Below are 19,891 nucleotides of genomic sequence, written 5' to 3' on the forward strand. Positions count from 1 at the left end.
AAGCACGTATTTACTGATCGAAGTACGGCCGATTCATGCAAATCCGGCGCCGGCAATACGCGGCCTTTCCACCGGAATGCATTTCGATCTACCGATTGCTAATATGGCGGTCCTGCGATCCCGCACCACAACGTCGTTCGACATGACGCCCGACCGCCATGCCGTCCCCGGTCCCGGCCGCTTCGCAGCGGCGGCGACGCCGGGCACGCGCGGCGCGGCGTCGCGCCGGCCGGCCGTACCATCCGTGAGCATGCAACCGATCCTTTCCGTCTCCGACCTCTCCAAGACTTACGCGTCCGGCTTCCAGGCGCTGAAGCACGTGACCCTCGACATCCGCCCCGGCGAGATCTTCGCGCTGCTCGGGCCGAACGGCGCCGGCAAGACCACGCTGATCGGCTCGATCTGCGGCATCGTCACGCCGACCGAAGGCCGCGTGACGGTCGGCGGTCACGACATCCGCGATCAATACCGCGCGGCCCGCGAAATGATCGGCCTCGTGCCGCAGGAGCTGACCACCGACGCGTTCGAAAGCGTCTGGGCGACCGTGTCGTTCAGCCGCGGGCTGTTCGGCAAGGCGCCCGATCCCGCGTATATCGAGAAGACGCTGAAGGCGTTGTCGCTGTGGGACAAGCGCGACAACAAGCTGATGACGCTGTCGGGCGGCATGAAGCGCCGCGTGATGATCGCGAAGGCGCTGTCGCACGAGCCGCGCATCCTGTTCCTCGACGAGCCGACGGCCGGCGTCGACGTCGAGTTGCGCCGCGACATGTGGAAGCTCGTCGATTCGCTGCGCGAAAGCGGCGTGACGATCCTGCTGACCACGCACTACATCGAGGAAGCCGAAGAGATGGCCGACCGGATCGGCATCATCCTCGGCGGCGAGCTCGTGCTCGTCGAGGAAAAACGCGAGCTGATGCGCAAGCTCGGCAAGAAGCAGCTGACCGTGCAACTCGAGCACCCGCTCGCGGAGGTGCCGCCCGCGCTCGCGCCGTTCGGGCTCGAACGCGCGGACGACGGCGCCGCGCTCGTCTACACGTACGACTCGCAGCGCGACGACGCGAGCATCGCGAAACTGATCGGCGCGCTCGGCTCGGCCGGCATCGGCTTTCGCGACCTGCACACGACGCAGAGCTCGCTCGAGGACATCTTCGTCAGCCTGATCGACAACCGCCGCAACGGCGTGCAAGGAGCCTGACGCATGAACTGGCATGGAATCCGCGCGATCTACCGCGCAGAAATGGCCCGCACGCGCCGTACGCTGATGCAGAGCATCATCGCGCCGGTGATCTCGACGTCGCTGTATTTCGTCGTGTTCGGCTCCGCGATCGGCTCGCGCATCAGCGACGTGAACGGGATCGGCTACGGGTCGTTCATCGTGCCGGGGCTCGTGATGCTGTCGCTGCTGTCGCAGAGCATCTCGAACGCATCGTTCGGCATCTACTTCCCGCGCTTCACCGGCACGATCTACGAGATCCTGTCCGCGCCCGTGTCGTACTGGGAGATCGTGATCGCCTACGTCGGCGCGGCCGCGTCGAAGTCGATGCTGCTCGGCGTGATCATCCTCGCCACGGCCGGCCTGTTCGTGCCGCTGCACATCCTGCATCCGTTCTGGATGGTGCTGTTCCTCGTGCTGACGGCGATCACGTTCAGCCTGTTCGGCTTCGTGATCGGCATCTGGGCCGACAGCTTCGAGAAGCTGCAGCTCGTGCCGTTGCTGATCATCACGCCGCTCACGTTCCTCGGCGGCAGCTTCTACTCGGTCGACATGCTGCCGCCCGCATGGCGCGTCGTCACGCTGTTCAACCCGATCGTCTACCTGATCAGCGGTTTCCGCTGGTCGTTCTACGGGCTGGCCGACGTGCACGTGTGGATCAGCCTCGCCGCGACCGGGCTGTTCCTCGTGATCCTGCTCGCGATCGTCGCGTGGATGTTCCGCACCGGCTACAAGCTGAAGAATTGAATCGACGTGGCATGCGCCGCCGATGACGCATTTGGGCAAGCAGGCGGCGTTTTTCCTCTGATGCGGCAGTTTGTGGTCGCGTCTACTGAACGTGAAGCATCGGGGCCCTGGAGCATGCGCTGCGCGGCCCCTTTTTCATTTCAGAGGACGCCATGCCCGCCGCCACCGCTCCCGTCTCCGCCGCCGCCCGGCTCGAACGCCTGCCGTTCTCCGGCTATCACAAGCGCATCTTCTTCATCATCGCGATCGCGTTCTTCTTCGACTCGGTCGACCTCGGCACGATGACGTTCGTGCTCGGCTCGATCCGCAAGGAGTTCGGGCTGTCGACCGCGGCCGCCGGCCTCGTCGCGAGCGCGAGCTTCTTCGGGATGGTGCTCGGCGCGGCCGTCGCCGGCCTGCTCGCCGACCGCTTCGGCCGCCGGCCCGTGTTCCAGTGGAGCATGGTGCTGTGGGGTGCCGCGTCGTACCTGTGCTCGACCGCGCAGAGCGTCGACGCGCTGATCGTCTACCGCGTGCTGCTCGGCATCGGGATGGGCATGGAATTCCCGGTCGCGCAGACGCTGCTGTCCGAGTTCGTGCCGACCGAGAAGCGCGGCCGCCTGATCGCGCTGATGGACGGCTTCTGGCCGCTCGGCTTCATCACGGCCGGCGTCGTCGCGTACTTCGTGCTGCCGCAGTTCGGCTGGCGCACCGTGTTCGCGCTGCTCGCGATTCCCGCGGTATTCGTGCTCGTCGTGCGCCGCATCGTGCCCGAATCGCCGCGCTGGCTCGAGCACGCGGGCCGGCACGCGGAAGCCGACACGGTGATGCACGCGATCGAGGCGAAAGTGATGCGCTCGGCCGGCGTCACGACGCTGCCGCCGCCGTCGCGACTCGCGGAACCGGTCGTCGCACGGGGCCACGGCGCGCTGCGCGAGATCTGGAGCGGCGTGTACCGTCGCCGCACGGTGATGGTGTGGCTGCTGTGGTTCTTCGCGCTGCTCGGCTTCTACGGCCTCACGTCGTGGCTCGGCGCCCTGCTGCAGCAAGCCGGCTTCGAAGTCACGAAATCGGTGTTCTATACGGTACTGATCTCGCTGGGCGGCGTGCCGGGGTTCCTGTGCGCCGCATGGCTCGTCGAACGCTGGGGGCGCAAGCCGACCTGCATCGCGTCGCTGATCGGCGGCGGCGCGATGGCGTATGCCTACGGCCAGAGCGCGCTGTACGGCGGCAGCACGACGCTGCTGATCGTCACGGGCCTCGCGATGCAGTTCTTCCTGTTCGGGATGTGGGCCGCGCTGTACACGTACACGCCCGAACTGTACGGCACCGGCGCGCGCGCGACGGGGTCGGGCTTCGCGTCGGCGATCGGACGCGTCGGTTCGCTGATCGGGCCTTACGTGGTCGGTGTCGTGCTGCCGATCTTCGGCCAGGGCGGCGTGTTCACGCTCGGTGCGCTGTCGTTCGTCGCGGCGGCGATCGCCGTGTGGACGCTCGGGATCGAGACGAAGGGCCTCGCACTGGAACAACTGGCGGCCGGCGACGCGGCCGGGGGCAGCGGCCGGTATCCGGCGGCGGCGGCGGACAAGGTGTCGTGATCGCCGGGGTTCGCTTTCAGGCCGGGAACGCGTTCAGCGCCGTTCCCGGCCGCTGCGTCAACCGTCAGGCTTCGCGCCCGTGGCCGGTCATCCTCGAATCGATCCGGCGCCCGGACGACCTGCCGTCGCTCGCGCACGTGGCGAACGCGCCGCGGCGGATCCCGGCACCCGATCTCGGCCTCTTCCTGCCGATACCCGGCGCGACGATCGCGCACTGCGAAGCCGCCGCCGCGTAAGCCGCGGAGGCGGCAATTCAACGATGAGGGTGCGGCCGGTGCCGGTCAGGCACCGGCGACGACGAACTCTTCGGCCGCCTTGCGCTGGACCGCGGCCATCACGGCCAGTTCGCGCTTGCTGCGCGTGTCGCCGGACACGACACCGGTCGCGTGCTTCGCCTTCGCACCCAGCGGGAAAAACACAAACGACGCGCCGGCCGGTGCGGCCGGTTCCGCACGCAGGCGCTTGTTCAGGATCTTCAGGTACTTCTTCTTCGAGACTTCCTTAGCAGCCATGGCACCCTCCGCGTCAACGTGGTGAAGATCAGCATACCAGTTTTGGTGATGCGCTCCGCGGCGGCGGCCGCCAGTTCGCCCTTCGCGGAACATTCTTCGCGCGCGCTGTCGATACGCGTCCTTCTCGTACGTCGTGTTGTCGTAACCGATCGTTTTGCCGTCGATGCGGCCGGCGGTTCCCTCATTCATTTTTCAGGAGATACGACAATGCGCGTCATGGTCATCGTCAAAGCCACCGCCGATTCCGAGTCCGGCCGGATGCCCGACACCGAAAGCATGGCCGAAATGGGCCGCTTCAATGAGGAACTGGTCAAGGCCGGCATCCTCCTCGACGCGGACGGGCTGCGCCCCAGCAGCCACGGCAAGCGTGTGCATTTCTCCGGCACGCATCGCTCCGTCGTCGACGGCCCGTTCGCCGAAACGAAGGAACTCGTCGCCGGCTACTGGCTATGGCAGGTGAAATCGATGGAAGAAGCCGTCGAATGGGTGAAGCGCTGCCCGAACCCGATGCCGGGCGACTCCGACATCGAGATCCGCCCGCTGTTCGAAGCCGAGGATTTCGGCGACGCGCTCACCCCCGAACTGAAGGAACAGGAAGCGCGGATGCGCGCGGAAGTCGACGCGCGGCAGAAGTCCTGAGCAGCAGGCGGGCACGCGCCTCGCGCGTGTCCGGAGACGCCGGTTGACGAGCACCCGATTAGTAACGTATCGTTTTGATACGTTACTAATCGAAACCCGTTCGTCATGCATTCCCGTTTCGACCGTTTCCGCACGACCGCGCTCGGCGCCCAGCTCGAAGCGTTGATCGAACAGCCCGAGCGCTATCTCGAGTTCGCGGCGCTGTCGCGCGTCGGCGTCGCCGCGATCGGCGCGATCCAGGACGAGATCGCGCGCAAATTCCCCGAAATCGAAGCGGACACGACGGCTCGCCAGTTCTGCGGCGCGATGGTCGCGGAAGTCATGCGCCGTCACGGTCACGAGGTCGTGCAGGCGCGCGGGCGGCTCGGCGGCGCGCTGTTCAGCTACGGTGCGGTGTTCAGCCCGTTTCCGCGGCGGCTGCCGTTCGCCGACGTCGTCGCCGCGCTGGCCCGCATGCCCGACCGGCTCGCCGCGTATGCCGCGCGGGTGCCGGTCGCGCTGCGCACGCGCCGCCCGACCGGTACCGGCTTCTCGCTCGTCGAACACGCGTACCACCTGCGCGACCTCGACGCCGTGTTCGCCGAGCGCATCGACGTCGTGCGTACGGCCGAATTGCCCGTGATCGAGTCGGTCGACGGTACCGCCCTCGCCGCGCAGCGCGACTATCTTGCGCAGCCGCTCGCCCCCGCGGTCGACGCATTCCGATCGGGTCGCGCCGCGCTGTGCGCCACGGCCGCCGCGCTGGAACCGTCGCAACGCGCGCGCTGCGGGCTGCGCGACGGGATCCGCCGGATGTCGCTCGACGAACTCGTGCGCGAACTGCTCGACCACGACCGCACGCACATGCTCGAACTCGACGAACTGCTCGCCGAACTCGCGTTGCCGCCCCTGCCCTCCGTATCCGCCGAATGACCCAGCCCGCGCCCGTCGTCTTCATTCACGGTTTCATCGGCACGTTCGACGTGCGCGGATGGAACGGCCCGCATCTCGCGCCCGACCTGCTCGGCTACGGCGCGCATCGCGCAACCCCGTTCGATGCGATCTCGCTTGCCGCACAGGTCGAACACGTGCGCCGGACCGTCGCCACGCATTTCGGCGCGCAGCCGGTCGATATCGTCGGCCATTCGGTCGGCGGCGCGATCGCGATGCTGTTCGCGCATGCACATCCTGAATGCGTGCGGCATGTCGTCAACGTCGAAGGCAACTTCACGCTCGACGATGCGTTCTGGTCGGCGGCGGTCGGCCGCATGACGCCCGACGAGGCCGACGCGATGCTCGACGGCCTGCGCGCCGCCCCGCTCGACTGGCTGCGCGGCGCGATCGACGCACCGTCGCCGAGCCAGCTCGACGCCGCACGCCGCTGGCTCGCGCATCAGCCGGCATCGACGCTGCGCGCGATGGGCCGCTCGGTGGTCGCGACGACCGGCGCTCCCGGCTACCTGCAGGCGCTCGCGCAAGTCTTCGAGCGTCACGGCGTCTGGCTGGTCGCCGGCGAACGCTCGCGCGCGGGCTGGCACGTGCCCGACTGGGCGCTCGCGCGCTGTGCGGGCTTCGACACGATCGCAGGCTGCGGTCACCTGATCGCGGCCGAGCAGCCCGATGCGTTTCGCGCCGCCATCGAGCGCATCGTCGCCGCGCCGCCCACCTGACAACCCGTAGGATTCACCGAAATTTGTCTGAAAGGCACGGTTGCTAGAGTCGCCTGAACAGGGTTTTCCCGGTGCCCGGCGCCGGACCGAGTCGACACATGCGAGGATCGATGAACCTGGCACGTACCTTCTGGCTGCTTCTGCTGCTCGCCGTCACGAGCCCTGCGTTCGCGTTTCACGCGCGGGTCGTCGCGATCCCGAGCGCCGCGATGCACGAGACGCTGAAGGCGACCGTCGTGCTGCCCGACGATTACACGCACGGCAACCGCGGCGACGAACGCTATCCGGTCGTCTATCTGCTGCACGGCTCCGGCGGCGACCATACCGACTGGACGTCGAACACGCGCATCGCCGCGCTGGCCGACCGCTATCACGCGATCCTCGTGATGCCCGACGGCGGACACGAAAGCTGGTACATCGACAGTCCGTTCGATTCGGGCAGCCGCTACGAAACCTTCATCGGCGACGAAGTCGTGTCCTACGTCGATCTGCATTTCCGCACGATCGCGACGCAGCACGCGCGCGCGATCACCGGGCTCAGCATGGGCGGCTTCGGCGCGCTGCGCATCGCACTCGACCGGCCCGACACGTTCGGCGCGGTCGGCAGCATCAGCGGCGCGGTCGATCCGCGCTGCTGCGCGGACGAGCCGGGCATCGACCACGTGTTCGGCGATCCCGTGCGCCATCCGTCGTTCTGGAACCGCAACGTGATCGTCGAAAGCGCGCGCGCGTTCGTCCGTGCGCATCTCGACCTGACGATCGATTGCGGTCGCGACGATTCATTCGTCGACTCGAACCGCACGCTGCACGAACGGCTCGTCGCGCTCGGCGTGCCGCACGACTATACGGAACGGCCCGGCGGTCATACCTGGGATTACTGGGCGAACGCGATCCGCTACCAGATGCGGTTCTTCGCGACGTCGTTCCAGCATCGCGGCTACGCGTACCGCCCCGCGCCTGCCGCGCCGGGCATGACGCGCGCGGGCTGACGCACGCGCCGCGCGACAACCCGGCAGGCTTGCGTGTCTTCGTCGCCGTCGCGCGCGAGCGCAGCTTCACGCGTGCGGCCGCCCGACTCGGCGTGCCGCAATCGGCACTCGGTTACACGATGATGGATTGACAGGCCGGGCAACCCGCTCGCATGAAGCGGTACGCACGCGGCCCGGCGTGCGAAGACAACGGCGGAAACGGATCGGTCAGTTGCCGTGCGTGGCGTCCGCGCCGACGACGCGATCGAAGCATTCCTGTGCACGCGCCAGTTCGTCGAGCGCGCGATCGAGGCGCGACATCGCACGTGCGTATTCGGCCGACGAACCGTCTTCGTCGCTTTCGCCGCGCACCGCGCGAAACGCCTGATCGACGTTGCGCGTGGCTTCGACGAAGCGCTGTGCGGCCTGCGCTTCCCGCGAACAGATGTGGGTCGACATCGACACTCCTCCCTCAGGATTGCAGTGTGAAGCACGCCGACGCTCAGTGTACGTGGTGCGCATGTCGGCGGCGTGAACCACGACCCATCGCGTATCGACGCATCGGCCGCCGCGCAGCGCGCTTCGTGCCGATTGTCCCTCTGCGCTCGCCGATCCGCCACGGCGAGATTGCAACAAATTCTTGCGCGGCCTGCCGCGCGCCTGGCGTCACGCGCGCCCGATACGCGGATGCGCAAGCCCTGCAAACGCAGCCGCGTCGCCCGGCGACAGGTCGAACAGATCGCCGGTGAGATCGCGCGGATGCTCGACGGCCGGCCGGTTGCGCATACGCGCCACATGGGCGGGCGCAACATACGCGGCCGCCGTTTCGATCGGCGGCACGTCGAACAGATCGCGCGTGACGCCGCGCACGGCGTCCGTCGGCGAACGGCCGCGCAGGCGCGCGACGAGCTCGACGAAGCGATCGAAATCGCCCGCGCGCGTGGCCTTGTTCACTTCCGCGAGATCGCGCGCCTTCAGCACGCACGGCTGCGCGAGCCGCACGAAATACGGCGCTTCGAGCTCGACCGACAACGCGAGCGGATAGCTCTTGCCCGTCTGCTCCCTCGCCCGCCCGACGCAATCGACCACGGCCGCACCCTGTGCGGCGCCGAGCGGCTTGCCGGTGCTCACGCTGCGCAGATGATCGGGAAACACGCGCAGCTGCGTGCCGACCGTCAGCGCGGTGGACGACGCACACACGAGTGCGTAGTGCTGTTCGCGGCGCCGGCCCGACGGCAACGTCGAGCGGCTGGCGATGAACGTATGCGGCGGCAACGGCCGCACCTGCCCGCTTGCGTCGACCCATGCATTCCACAGCAGCGCGTCCTTGCGCTCGCCCGCGCGCGGGCGCGACGCGACCGGCGAAAACAACGCGAGCAACGAGCCCGTGCGATGCGCGGCGACTTGCGCGCTGCTGCCGAGCGGCTGGTTGATGCCCCACAGAAAACGCCCGCCCCCGAGCCGGCGCTCCCATTCCTTGCGGAGCACGACGGTCGGCAGTTCCTCGCCGGACTCGGTACCGATCTTGGTCCAGCAGAACGTGGGAGGGAGGTGTTTCAGTGTCATCAACTTTCTCGGGATACAGCTTCGCTGGTGACAGCAAGCCCATTCAACAGCCGTAACTGTATAGGTATAATGCATCGCATGGAAGCCCCGGACCAAGATTTTCCCGTTCAAGACCTGTTGCGCCGCCTGCTGGCAGACACACGCTCGTCCAGCGAAATAGCGCGACTTTCCGGGGTCAGCCAGCCGACCGTGTCGCGCCTGCGGCTGTCGAACGGACGGCGGCTGCGCCGCAGCGCGCCATTCAACAAGCTATGCAGTTTCTATGGCGTCGATACGGAGCCGTCACGCCGGCGCTACAACGACCTGCTGCGCGACGCGATCGTCGACGCGTGGGACGGGTCGGACGAGCACGGGCGCGCGCTGCTGGTCGTGATCCAGGGGCTGAAGGATTTGCAGGCGAAGGCGGATGACGGGTAATGTCGCCAGAGTGCCCGGTCATTCATCGAGAGTGAACGTGATCGGCACGCGCGCCCGTATCGGCAGCGGCGTGCCGTTCTCGACCTGCGCAGCGCAGCGGCTCTCCAGCACCGCGTCGCGCGCCGCCGCATCGAGGCGCGGAAAACCGCTGCCGGTCACGACACGCGCAGCGACCACCCGGCCGGCCGCATCGGTTACCAGTTCGACGAGTACGGTGCCGTGCTCGCCCGTACGCAACGACTGCGGCGGGTAGCCGGGGGTGGCCAGCGCACAGTCGGGATGCGCGACGAAGCGCGGCGTCGCGGGCGCCGGTAAGGTCTGCGATTCGGATCGTGCCTGCCTGGTGTCGGGATGCGCGTCGTCGTGCGGCGTGACGCTTCGCTCGCTTGCCGTCGCGGACGGCACGGGCGGCGACGGCGCCGCCGCATCGCGTGCCGGCGGCCGGGTTCGATCCGGTGCGGCGGGTTGGATCGTCGGCAGCTTGCTGCTCACCGGCGAGCGAGGCGCGGACACCGTGCGATGCATCGCGTGCGACGCAGCCCTCGAATTCGCCGCGGCAGCCGCCGCCGTCGGCACTGCCGGTGCCGGCGCAATCAGCGTCGCCACCATCACCCGGCGTTGCACGGTCACGCCGCGCACGGCCGGTTCGCGGGCGAGCAGGATCAATACGCCCACATGCAGCACACAGGTCGCGGCGATCGCCAACGCGATACGCACGCCGCCAGGGTCGACGCGATCGTGGAGGGCGCCGCGCGCCCCGTTCATCCTTCGAATACCCGCATCAGCCGCACGCATCACGCACTCCGTCCCGCGTTCAGCCTTCGTTGCGCGCGAAATTGCGCCAGATATATCCGGAGGACTGCGTATCGATCGTTCAGACATCCATTGCGTCGCGCTGCCTCACCCGCGCTCGTCCTGACCGCGCCCCGTCAGCCGTCGCACGCCGCGCCGCCTTGCGCGAGCGAATTCTCCTTGCTGCGAAACACCAGCGGCCGTTCGTCGCGCGGCGCGCGACGTCGCGCGAACTGCACGGCCTGTTCGACCTGGCCGTGATGGGCGGACTTCTCGCACACCGGATCGGCCTCGTTCGGATCGCCCGCCAGCAGGTATGCCTGACACCGGCAACCGCCGTGATCCGCATGCCGCTCGTCGCACGTGCGACACGTTTCGCGCATCCAGTCGTCGCCTCGAAACGCGTTGAACGCGTCGCTGTCGTACCAGATTTCCCGCAGTGACCGGTCACGCACGTTCGGCAACGCGAGCCCCGGCAGCGACCGCGCGGCATGGCACGGCAGCGCGGTGCCGTCCGGCGCGACGCCGAGAAACACCGAACCCCAGCCGTTCATGCAGGCCTTCGGGCGGCGTTCGAAATAGTCGGGCACGACGAACAGGATCTTGCAGCGCTCTCCGATCAGCTTGCGATAGCGGTTGACCGTATCCTCGGCCTCGCGCACCTGCTCGACGGTCGGCATCAACTGGTCGCGATTGAGCATCGCCCAGCCGTAGTACTGCGTGTTCGCGAGCTCCAGGTAATCGGCGCCGAGGTCGAGCGCCATCTCGATGATCTGTCCCACATGCGGCAGGTTGTAGCGATGCAGCACGCAGTTGAGCACCATCGGGTAACCGTGCGCCTTGATCAGCCGCGCCACGTCGCGCTTCAGTTCGAACGTGCGCGTGCTGGTCAGGAAATCGTTCAGCTCGCGCGTCGAATCCTGCAGCGACAACTGGATGTGGTCGAGCCCGGCGGCCTTGAGCCGCTCGATGCGCGCGACGTTCAGCCCGATGCCCGACGTGATCAGGTTCGTATAGAAGCCGAGCCCGCGCGCATGCGCGACGAGCGTCTCGAGGTCGCCGCGCTGCAGCGGTTCGCCGCCCGAGAACCCGATTTGCGCGGCGCCGAGCGCGCGCGCATCGCTGATGACCGTGCGCCACGTGTCGGTGTCGAGTTCCGCGCCGTGCGTCGCGAAGTCGACCGGGTTGTAGCAGAACGCGCAGTGCAGCGGACAGCGGTACGTGAGTTCCGCGAGCAGCCACAGCGGCGCGGACGGACGGGAAGTGTCGGACGTCATGTCAGTCGAGCCAGCCGCGCAGTCGCGCATGATCGAGGAAACGGTAGACGTCGGTCGCGAGATCCGATTGCATGAACAGGCGCTCGAGCTCGCCGATGATGTCGTCCAGTTCGCGCGTGCCGTCGCAGCGCGCGAGAATCTCGCCCGCACTCGGGTTCAGCTTGACCATGCCCTCCGGATAGAGCAGCACGTACGCATCCTGGGCCGCCTCCCATTGCAGGCGGTACATGCCCCTGAGGCAGGGGCGCAGCGGCACGCCGCTGGCGGCTTCGATCGCATTCATAACGGGTAGGCCTTTTCGACGGCGTCGAGCATCGACCACAGGATGTCGAGCTTGAATTGCAGAATGCCGAGCGCGCGCTGCTGCGCTTCCGGTGTCGTGAAATGGGCGAGCGTGACCGCGAGCCCGTGCTCGACGTCGCGCTGCGCGAGCGGCACGCGACTGCGGAAGTAATGCAGCCCGGCCGGCTCGATCCACGGGTAATGCGACGGCCAACCCGCGAGCCGGTCGAGATGGATCTGCGGCGCGAACATCTCGGTCAGCGACGAGCACACCGCCTCCTGCCATGGCGCGCGCCGCGCGAAGTTTACGTACGCATCCACCGCGAAACGCACGCCGGGCAGCACGTGTTCGAGCGACCACAGTTCGTCTCGCTCGAGACCGCATGCCTCGCCGAGACGCACCCACGCCTCGATGCCGCCTGCGTTGTCGCCCTGCCCGTCGTGGTCGATCAGCCGCTGGATCCAGCGGCGCCGCGTCTCGCGATCCGGGCAGTTCGACAGGATCGCCGCATCCTTGAGCGGGATGCAGATCTGGTAGTAGAAGCGGTTCGCGACCCAGCCGCGAATCTGCGTGGGCGAACAGGCGCCGCCGTTGAGCCGCCGGTTGAACGGATGATGGATGTGATAGCGCGATTCGAGCGCACGCAGGCGCGCCTCGAATTCGGTCGCGGTCCAGGGCGTCGCGTGCAACGCCGTAGCGGGGATCGGTGCGTTCATCGTCAGACCTGGAATTGCATGCCGTCGTGCGCGACATCGATGCCATGCGCGCGCAGGTGCGCGTGTTCGACGGAATGCGGATCGAGAATCGGGTTCGTGTTGTTGATGTGCGTGAGCACCTTGCGCGTTCGCGCGGGCAACCTGTCGAGCCAGTCGATCATGCCGGGCCGCCCGTGTTCCGCGCACTGCGCGAGATGTCCCATGTCGGACGCGTGCTTGCCCGACAGGCCGAGATCGATCATCTCGGTCCCGGTCCAGAAGGTGCCGTCCACCAGCACGAGATCGGCGCCGTCCATTGCCGCGCGTACGTCGTCGGTGACCGACGCGAGTCCCGGCGCATAGAAGGCGCGCCGCCCGCTCGCGACGTCTTCGATCGACAGCGCGATGTTGTCGCCGGGCGCGGCCGACGCGCGCCGCGGCGAATAAGGCGGCGGCTTGCTGTCGACGGCAATCGCGGTGAAACGGATCCCGCTCGCCGCCGGCACCGCAAACGGCTCGCCGGGCACGATCGTGTGCGCGGCAACGCCGCAGTAATGGCCGAGCAGCGGCACGAGCGGCAAGCCGGTCGACAGGTCGTCGAGTACCGGCGCGCTCGCGTAGAGCGGCAGCGGCGTCGAGCGCTCGCGCAGCATCAGCAGGCCCGTCACGTGATCGATCTGCGCGTCGCACAGCACGACGGCGGCGATGCCGCTGTCGCGGATCGCGCGCGCCGGTTGCAGGTCCGGCGCCGCGCGCAACTGGGAAAGAATGTCGGGCGATGCGTTGACCAGAACCCAGTCGATGCCGTCGTCGCTGACCGCGATCGACGACTGCGTGCGCGACAGCACGTGGCCGCTTCCGCTGCGCGCACGGCGGCAGTTCGCACAATTGCAGTTCCATTGCGGCAGGCCGCCGCCGGCTCCCGAGCCGAGTATCTTGATCTTCATGGGCGTCAGCTCCCGAGACCGCCCGCGCCGACCACGGCGAAGCGGGCGGCACGCGCGGCGATCAGCGGTTGGCGATGTACATCGTGATTTCGAAGCCGAAGCGCAGGTCGGTGTAAGACGGTGTCGTCCACTGCATGGTGTGTCTCCTGTCGAGTTGAGGATTGATGCGTTGCCGGATGAGTCGAACGACCGCGGCAATCGAGCGGTCGGTTACTCTTCAGCAAGGAGCGTGCCGAAGCCGTATTTCGGCGGTGCGGCGGCGGCAGACGGCCCTCGTCCGGGGATCGGGGCGCAATCCTTACGAATGGCCGACACGATTCGCGCGAATGCGGGCCGCCACCCCGGCGGCGCGATGTCCGCGAGTGGTGACAGGTGTTGAATCGTTGAACACCGGTGTTGCAACTTGACACACCGGCTGTGACAGGCCGCGCCCGGCGTGACGGCTGCGCGTCAGCTTTCGTCCGACGGCGGGCGCCCCGCGTCGGCTGCCGGCATCTTCCGGTAGATCGTGTTGCGCGAGACGCCGAGCGCGCGCGCCGCGGCGGACACGTTGCCGCCGTGACGGGCGAGCGCGGCGGCGATCGCGGACGCGGCGACGTCCTGCAGCCGCGCGTCGGCGGCCGGCAACGCATCCGCGATACAGGGCCCGGCGCCCGCCGCGGCGGACGAATCGGGCGCGGCCTGCACGGCCTGCGCATCGCCACGCCGCAGGTCGTCGAAGAAGTCGTCCGGCAGGTGCTCGCGGCGGATTTCGCCGTCGTCGTCGACCATGGCCGCCGCCGTACGCAGCAGGTTGCCGAGCTGGCGGAAGTTGCCCGGCCACGTGCAGCGCACGAACAGCGCCATCACGTCCGGCGCGACGGACAAGGGCGGACGCCCCGGGCCCGCGAACGCTTCGCGCTGCAGCATCTTCTGCACGACGACCGCGAGATCCGTGCGGTCGCGCAACGGCGGCAGGCGCACCACGAGGCCGTTCAACCGGTAGTAGAGATCCTCGCGGAAACGGTTCTGCGCGATCATGTCGCGCAAGTCGCGGTGCGTCGCGCAGATGATCGCGATATCCACGGCGATCGTCTTCGTCGAGCCGAGCGGGTTGACGAGGCGCTCCTGCAGCACGCGCAGCAGCCGCACCTGCAGCGGATACGGCATGTCGCCGATCTCGTCGAGAAACAGCGTGCCGCCGTTCGCCTGCAGCAGCTTGCCGATCGCCCCCTTGCGGCGCGCGCCGGTGAACGCCCCCTCCTCGTAGCCAAACAGCTCGGACTCGATCAGCGTCTCCGGAATCGACGCGCAGTTGACCGCGACGAACGGCGCGTCGCGGCGCGGCGAGTCGTTGTGGATCGCCTGCGCGAGCAGTTCCTTGCCGGTGCCGGTCTCGCCGGTAATCAGGATCGGAATGTCCTTGCCGATCACCTTGCGCACTTTCGCGATCACGCTGGCGACCTGCGCATCGCCGGTGTCGAGATAGTTGAGCCGCGACAGGCCGGCCGACGTGCCCGCCGCCGGCGCGGGCACCGCGTTCGCGCGCGCGGCCGGCGCCCCCGCATCGTGAACGTCCGTCGGCCGGCTGCCTTCGGCGAGCGTCGCGCGGCGAAAGTGCACGCGCGCGCAGACCACCGCGCCGTTGCCGAGATTGAGCATCAGGTGCCGGTCGGTGCTCGCGCGCATGCGGTCGATCAACTGCGCGCTGGTGACGTCGAACAGCGACGACAGCGTGTGCGCGCGCAGCACGGCGAGCGGCATGCCGAGCTGGAACTGCGCGCTGCGATTGGCCGACAGGAAGCGCCCGTCGGCGGTAAACGCGACGATCCCCTCCATCAGCGTGCCGAGGAACTCGGGGCGGCCATGGAACGATACCTGCAGCGTTTCCTGAAACGTCGTCGTAAACAGGTGATTCTCGATCATCTGCACCGACATCTTCGCGAGCGCCATCGTGTGCTGGTGATAGCTGCGGTGATCGCCCGTCACGTCAAGCACGCCGATCGCATCCCCGTACGGATCGAGAATCGGCACGCTCGAACAGGTCAGGAAGCGGTTCGCGGCCAGGAAGTGCTGGTCGCCGTGGACGACCATCGGGCACAGCTCGGCCAGTGCCGTGCCGATCGCGTTGGTGCCCTGCCGGTTCTCCGCCCAGTTCGCGCCCGGGCGCAGCGCGACCTTTTCCGCGCGGCGCAGGAAATCGTCGTCGCCGATCGAGTGCAGGATCAGCCCCTCCGCATCGGTGAGCACGATCATGCTCTGCGTATTGACGATCTGTTCGTGCAGCGTCTCCATCACCGGCATCGCGTGCACGCACAGCACCCGGCTCTGCTCGCGCTTGAGCACCAGCGCCGAGGTCGACAGCACGTCGTAATCAGGCCGCGCCGATACCTGCAGGCCGAATGTCTCCGAGCGCTCATGGGCCTTCTGGATCGACGGCGCGGGCCAGCCAGCGGGATGCACGGCCCGTGACCCGGCCGCCTGCTCTACGTCATCGCGCATTGTCTCCTCCGGGGGATCCTTCCGGTCAACTGCCGGACTCTTTGCCGTCATTGCAAGCAAGCATCGGGCCACGCCGACGCCGCCCGACTTCATGAAAGGACAATGTAATCAGTCGTCCGGGCACGGCCGGGCGTGTCGCGTCGCGCGACGGCCTGCCTGCGTGATACCGTGATTTCCCGCCGCGTGACTACCCGTGCGAATCCGGATCTTCGCGGCCGGCGCGCCGCTGGCTCGCTTCTCGCTTGGTCGCAGGGCAGGCCCGGCGACTGCCCGGCCGCCGACGGTTACCGTTCCTATTCCGCGCGAACCCCATCGACATGACACACCGCCCGCTTCGCTCCACGCCATCGCCCGCCTCGCCGGCCATGCCCGTTCGCCGGCGCCTGCATCGCGACGCGCAATCGATCGCGTTCGCCGTGGCCGGCGCCCCGCAGGGCCACCCGGTCGTCGTGCTGCACGGCGGGCCCGGCAGCGGCAGCCAGGCCGGCATCCTGCGGCTGTTCGACCTCGCGCGCATGCGCGTGGTGCTCGTCGACCAGCGCGGCGCGGGCGCGTCGGGGCCGCGCGGCGGCACGCGTCACAACCACACCGCGCGGCTGATCGCGGATCTCGAGGCGGTACGCGCGCAGCTCGGCATTGCACGCTGGGGCGTCGTCGGCGGATCGTGGGGCGCCGCGCTCGCGCTCGCGTATGCGGGCACGCATCCGGAGCGGGTGACCGGGGTCGTGCTGCGCGGCCTGTTCCTGACGTCGCGACGCGAAGTCCGCGGCCTCTTCGTGACGTCCCGCACACGTGCCCCGCGCGAATGGCGCCGCCTGCATGCGGCAGCCGGCGGCGGCCAGCCGGAACGCCTGCTGGCGCGCTGCGCGCAGCGGCTGCGCCGCGGCGCAAGCGCAGCCCGACAGCGCGCGGTGGCGCTCGCGTGGCACGCCTATGAAAACGCCCTCCTCACATCGGCGCGCACGCGCCGCTCGCCCGTCCGCACGATCCGGTCGAACGAGACCGTCGGGCGGCTGATCGACAAATACCGGATCCAGGCGCACTACCTGCAACGCGATTGCTGGCTCGGCGAGCGCCGCGTGCTCGCGCTCGCGCGACGCGCCGCCCAGGCCCAGGTGCCGCTGTTCGCCGCGCACGGGATACACGATCCCGTTTGCCCGGTCCGCAACGTCGAGCGCCTCGCGCGGGCCGTACCCGAGGCGAAAATCGAACGCGTGCGGGCCGGGCATCTGGCCAGCGACCCGGCGCTGGCGCGCAGCGTCGCACGCGCCGCGCATGCGATGTTCGCGACGGTGCCGTTGACCTGACGGCCCCGCGCCCGCTCGCGGCATGACGCCGCGCGACGACACGAGCGAACGCGCCGCGCTCAATCCCACGCGTAGCGCACGCCGACCCATGCGCCGCGCGGTGCGCCGGGCCCGACGAACTGCTCGTTCACCGGATTCGCGCCGTCGAAGGTGTGGTTCGGCCCGTTGAAGAAATTCTGGCCCAGTGCGCCGAAGCTCGCGTAGCGCCTGTCGAACAGGTTCGTCACGCTCGCGAACACCTCGAACCGCTTCGTGATCCGGTAACGCATGTCGAGATCGACCAGCGCGTAACCTGCGATCCGGCCGTTGACGTCCTCGTTGTTCTCGTCGCCGCGCGCATACACGCCGCTGCGCCACGTTACGTTCGTACCGATGTCCCACGCGGACGTCGCCGCGTAGTCGAGCCGCAGCTTCACCGTATGCGCGGGAATGCCGGGGATGCGGTCGCGCGGCTTGACCGTCACGTTGCCGTTCGCGTCGGCCGCCGAATTCGCCGGGCTGTGTTCGGTCCACGAAGACCGGTAGGTCGCCTCGACATGGCTGTACGACAGCCCGACACCGAGCGGGCCGAACCGCGTGCGGCCGGCGAGCTCGATCCCCTGTCGCCGCGTATCGCCGACGTTGCGGAAATAGCCCTGCGCGCTGGCCGGGCTGCTGATGAACTGAATGTCGTCGCTCAGTGTCGTGCGATAGGCCGCGGCGCTCCAGGTCGTCGCCGCGCCGACGCGGCCGCGCACGCCGGCTTCGAACGTCTTCGAAATCACGGGCTTGAGCGCCGGGTCGGCGATGAAGTCGTTCGGCAGCGAACACGGCGCGGACGGGTCCGCGCACGCGAGCTCGATCGCGGTCGGCGAACGCATGCCCTCGTTGTAGGTTGCATACGCGGTGAATCCCGCGACCGGATTCCAGTTGAGCCCGACCGCCGGGTTGAAGCGCGAGAACACATGGTTGCCGTCGAGCAGCGGCTGCACGCCGCTCTCGTCGCCGATTCGCGCTTTCGACCAGTCGTAGCGGCCCGACAGCGTGAGCGTCCAGTGCGGCGTCAGCGACAGCGCATCGCTCAGGTATGCACCGACGCTCGCGTTGCGCGTCTTCGCGCTGGTCTGCCGGACGAAATCGCCGATACCGATCGCCTCGCGTGCATCGGTGAACGATGCGTCCTGCGACGACGCGACGTAGCTCGAGTTCGCGACATCGGCCGAGACGCCCGCGACCAGCCGGTTCGCCATTCCGCCGAGCTTGCCGAGCAGCGTGAGCTGCACGCTGCCGCCGTAGCTGTCGGTGACGATCGTCGATTGCGCGTTGCTGCCCTGCACCGTGTCGACCGTGCCGTCGTCGTTCACCGAACCGTAATCCGTATTGTTGTTGCTGCTCGTGTTCGCGTTGCGCAGGTGCCGGTAGTATGCGTTGCCGCTCAGCTCGACGTTCTCGCCGAAAAAGCGATCGCCCGACAGCGTCAGGTAGCCGGCGCTGTTGTGGTTCCGGTCCGGATACGTATACGCCTGCTTCGGGTTGTCGACGAACGAGCGCGGGATCGTCTGGGTGCCGGACAGCGTGTTGTCCGCGCCGCCTGCGGCGATCGACAGCGTCGTGTCCGCATCGGTGTAGCGCAGCTTGCCGAACGCCTGCCGCACGCGGCTCGCGTTATGGTCCGCCCAGCCGCCGTCGTTCGCGAGGTTCGCGGTCGCATAGTAGTCGAGGTTCGGGCCGATCGTGCCGCCCTGCTCGATGCTCGCGGTCTTGCGGCCCCACGCACCGCCCGACACCTCCGCCTCGCCTCCCGGGCTCGATTTGCCGTTCTTCGTCGTGATCGCGAGCGCGCCGCCGAGCGTGTTGAGCCCGTACACCGGGTTGGAGCCCGGAATCAGCTGCACGCGGTCGATCGCCTGCACCGGCAGGATGTCCCAGTTCACGACGTCGCCGAACGGCTCGTTCACGCGCACGCCGTCGACGAACACCGACAATCCCTGCGGCGTGCCGAGGAGCGGCGACGCGGTGAAGCCGCGATAGTTGACGTCCGTCTGATACGGATTGCCCTGCGCATCCGAGATCGTCACGCTCTGCAGGTTCGCGGCGAAGAAATCGGCGAGCGTCGCGCGGTGCTGGATCTCGAGTTCCGCCGCGCGCACCGTCTGCACGTTCGCCGGCACCTTCGACAGCGGCGTGCCGATCCCGAGCAGCGGCGTGGTGCCGACCACCACCACCGCAGGCAGCATGACGGCCGGCGCGGGCGGCACGATCGCGGCGGCGTCCGGCTGCTGCTGCGCGCGCACGCCGCCGGGCGGCAAGCCGAACAGCGCGAGCGCGCCGAGGGTCGAGCCGACGCATCGCGCACGCCGGCCACGTCGTGTCGCGCCGTCACACCCGGCGGCCTTTGGTCTCCTGATCATTTACGTTGTCTCCGCATTCCTATTCCGCCGGCGCGGGCGATGCACCGTGCGGCGACGAGTTGTCGCGAAGCGGGCGTGCGAGAACCGTGCCAGCGCAGCGCGGACGAGCGCAGCGTGCCGCGCCGCGCATCGCTGCGGAACGGCATGCGTGCAACCGGCGGCCCGCTGCACCGCGGACTGCGCCACCTGTCATGTTTGGCAACACTTCGCGCGCGACGGTGTACCTGAATGCAACACCTGCGTCGACGTCATGGCGCGTCTCGCCGATCGGCACATCACCCGCGATCCGCCGGTGTACCGCGCCGCACCGGCATCCCGCCGCGGTGGCATGCGACTTGCGTAAAGGGCAGTGCACTCGGCCCGGACACCCCAACCGTGCCGGCGCGACGAATCGTTCGCGGCGGTGCGACCACAATGACTCAGGAGACAAC

The 19,891-nt window shown here is 68.4% G+C and carries 21 protein-coding genes and 1 pseudogene; 11 read left to right on the plus strand and 11 right to left on the minus strand.

Features of this window, described 5'->3' with window-relative positions:
• Positions 1-250 precede the first annotated feature (250 nt).
• From WJ12_RS31695 to WJ12_RS36670, 4 genes are all read left to right on the plus strand, one after another.
• Positions 251-1,195 carry an ABC transporter ATP-binding protein gene (locus WJ12_RS31695; RefSeq protein ID WP_034186209.1) on the plus strand — a complete coding sequence of 315 codons (945 nt, stop codon included), beginning with the start codon at positions 251-253 and terminating at the stop codon, positions 1,193-1,195.
• A 3-nt stretch (positions 1,196-1,198) separates the two neighbouring features.
• Complete coding sequence (locus tag WJ12_RS31700; RefSeq protein WP_034186063.1) at positions 1,199-1,960, plus strand: ABC transporter permease; 762 nt, start codon at positions 1,199-1,201, stop codon at positions 1,958-1,960.
• A 152-nt stretch (positions 1,961-2,112) separates the two neighbouring features.
• A complete protein-coding gene (locus WJ12_RS31705; protein ID WP_034186062.1) occupies positions 2,113-3,537 on the plus strand; it encodes an MFS transporter in 1,425 nt (474 codons plus the stop codon).
• Positions 3,534-3,773 carry a hypothetical protein gene (locus WJ12_RS36670; RefSeq protein ID WP_034186061.1) on the plus strand — a complete coding sequence of 80 codons (240 nt, stop codon included), beginning with the start codon at positions 3,534-3,536 and terminating at the stop codon, positions 3,771-3,773. Before WJ12_RS31705 ends, WJ12_RS36670 begins: the two co-directional genes overlap by 4 nt.
• A gap of 45 nt (positions 3,774-3,818) precedes the next feature.
• Here WJ12_RS36670 and WJ12_RS31715 read toward each other — a convergent pair whose 3' ends face one another.
• Entirely contained in the window at positions 3,819-4,049 is a 231-nt protein-coding gene (locus WJ12_RS31715; RefSeq protein WP_034186060.1) for a hypothetical protein, read from the minus strand.
• Positions 4,050-4,256: 207 nt separating this feature from the next.
• On the opposite strand from WJ12_RS31715, the gene WJ12_RS31720 reads away from it, so the two are divergent.
• From WJ12_RS31720 to WJ12_RS35575, 5 genes and pseudogenes are all read left to right on the plus strand, one after another.
• Complete coding sequence (locus WJ12_RS31720; protein ID WP_034186059.1) at positions 4,257-4,688, plus strand: YciI family protein; 432 nt, start codon at positions 4,257-4,259, stop codon at positions 4,686-4,688.
• 105 nt (positions 4,689-4,793) lie between these two features.
• A complete protein-coding gene (locus WJ12_RS31725) occupies positions 4,794-5,600 on the plus strand; it encodes a DinB family protein (protein WP_034186058.1) in 807 nt (268 codons plus the stop codon).
• Complete coding sequence (locus WJ12_RS31730) at positions 5,597-6,337, plus strand: alpha/beta fold hydrolase (RefSeq protein WP_034186057.1); 741 nt, start codon at positions 5,597-5,599, stop codon at positions 6,335-6,337. Before WJ12_RS31725 ends, WJ12_RS31730 begins: the two co-directional genes overlap by 4 nt.
• Positions 6,338-6,447: 110 nt before the next feature.
• Positions 6,448-7,326 (plus strand): alpha/beta hydrolase, encoded by an 879-nt coding sequence (locus tag WJ12_RS31735; RefSeq protein WP_175026750.1) that lies wholly within the window; start codon positions 6,448-6,450, stop codon positions 7,324-7,326.
• A pseudogene (locus WJ12_RS35575) lies at positions 7,323-7,448 on the plus strand (helix-turn-helix domain-containing protein); the annotation flags it as partial. The gene WJ12_RS31735 and the pseudogene WJ12_RS35575, both read left to right, overlap by 4 nt.
• 85 nt (positions 7,449-7,533) lie before the next feature.
• Here WJ12_RS35575 and WJ12_RS31740 read toward each other — a convergent pair.
• On the minus strand, positions 7,534-7,764 hold the full coding sequence (locus tag WJ12_RS31740) for a hypothetical protein (RefSeq protein WP_069246001.1): 231 nt from the start codon (positions 7,762-7,764) through the stop codon (positions 7,534-7,536).
• 207 nt (positions 7,765-7,971) lie between these two features.
• Positions 7,972-8,871, minus strand: a complete 900-nt coding sequence (locus tag WJ12_RS31745) for a hypothetical protein (RefSeq protein WP_034186055.1) — start codon at positions 8,869-8,871, stop codon at positions 7,972-7,974.
• A gap of 78 nt (positions 8,872-8,949) precedes the next feature.
• Between WJ12_RS31745 and WJ12_RS31750 the strand changes: the two genes are divergently transcribed.
• Positions 8,950-9,288: a helix-turn-helix domain-containing protein gene (locus WJ12_RS31750; protein WP_006493567.1), complete on the plus strand. Its 339-nt coding sequence runs from the start codon at positions 8,950-8,952 to the stop codon at positions 9,286-9,288.
• An 18-nt stretch (positions 9,289-9,306) separates the two neighbouring features.
• On the opposite strand, the gene WJ12_RS31755 is transcribed toward WJ12_RS31750, so the two are convergent.
• The 7 genes from WJ12_RS31755 to WJ12_RS31780 form a co-directional block, all read right to left on the minus strand.
• The gene (locus tag WJ12_RS31755) at positions 9,307-10,005 is read right to left on the minus strand and encodes an energy transducer TonB (protein WP_156810512.1); all 699 of its coding nucleotides are present in this window, start codon (positions 10,003-10,005) and stop codon (positions 9,307-9,309) included.
• A 212-nt stretch (positions 10,006-10,217) separates the two neighbouring features.
• Positions 10,218-11,357, minus strand: coding sequence for a pyrroloquinoline quinone biosynthesis protein PqqE (gene pqqE / locus WJ12_RS31760; RefSeq protein ID WP_069246003.1), 1,140 nt, complete (start codon positions 11,355-11,357; stop codon positions 10,218-10,220).
• A 1-nt stretch (position 11,358) separates the two neighbouring features.
• Positions 11,359-11,640 carry a pyrroloquinoline quinone biosynthesis peptide chaperone PqqD gene (gene pqqD / locus WJ12_RS31765; RefSeq protein ID WP_006480620.1) on the minus strand — a complete coding sequence of 94 codons (282 nt, stop codon included), beginning with the start codon at positions 11,638-11,640 and terminating at the stop codon, positions 11,359-11,361.
• Positions 11,637-12,356, minus strand: a complete 720-nt coding sequence (pqqC, locus tag WJ12_RS31770; RefSeq protein WP_034186052.1) for a pyrroloquinoline-quinone synthase PqqC — start codon at positions 12,354-12,356, stop codon at positions 11,637-11,639. Before pqqC ends, pqqD begins: the two co-directional genes overlap by 4 nt.
• Positions 12,357-12,358: 2 nt before the next feature.
• Entirely contained in the window at positions 12,359-13,282 is a 924-nt protein-coding gene (gene pqqB / locus WJ12_RS31775; protein ID WP_049035953.1) for a pyrroloquinoline quinone biosynthesis protein PqqB, read from the minus strand.
• 61 nt (positions 13,283-13,343) lie between these two features.
• Positions 13,344-13,418: a pyrroloquinoline quinone precursor peptide PqqA gene (gene pqqA, locus WJ12_RS35580; protein WP_006485436.1), complete on the minus strand. Its 75-nt coding sequence runs from the start codon at positions 13,416-13,418 to the stop codon at positions 13,344-13,346.
• A gap of 314 nt (positions 13,419-13,732) precedes the next feature.
• The gene (locus WJ12_RS31780) at positions 13,733-15,763 is read right to left on the minus strand and encodes a sigma-54-dependent Fis family transcriptional regulator (protein ID WP_049035952.1); all 2,031 of its coding nucleotides are present in this window, start codon (positions 15,761-15,763) and stop codon (positions 13,733-13,735) included.
• A 317-nt stretch (positions 15,764-16,080) separates the two neighbouring features.
• On the opposite strand from WJ12_RS31780, the gene WJ12_RS31785 reads away from it, so the two are divergent.
• Positions 16,081-17,070 (plus strand): alpha/beta fold hydrolase, encoded by a 990-nt coding sequence (locus WJ12_RS31785; RefSeq protein WP_069246004.1) that lies wholly within the window; start codon positions 16,081-16,083, stop codon positions 17,068-17,070.
• 59 nt (positions 17,071-17,129) lie between these two features.
• On the opposite strand, the gene WJ12_RS31790 is transcribed toward WJ12_RS31785, so the two are convergent.
• The gene (locus WJ12_RS31790) at positions 17,130-19,460 is read right to left on the minus strand and encodes a TonB-dependent receptor (protein WP_069246005.1); all 2,331 of its coding nucleotides are present in this window, start codon (positions 19,458-19,460) and stop codon (positions 17,130-17,132) included.
• Between the last annotated feature and the right edge of the window lie 431 nt (positions 19,461-19,891).

Origin of the sequence: Burkholderia seminalis (assembly GCF_001718535.1) — a bacterium.
GTDB lineage: Bacteria > Pseudomonadota > Gammaproteobacteria > Burkholderiales > Burkholderiaceae > Burkholderia > Burkholderia seminalis.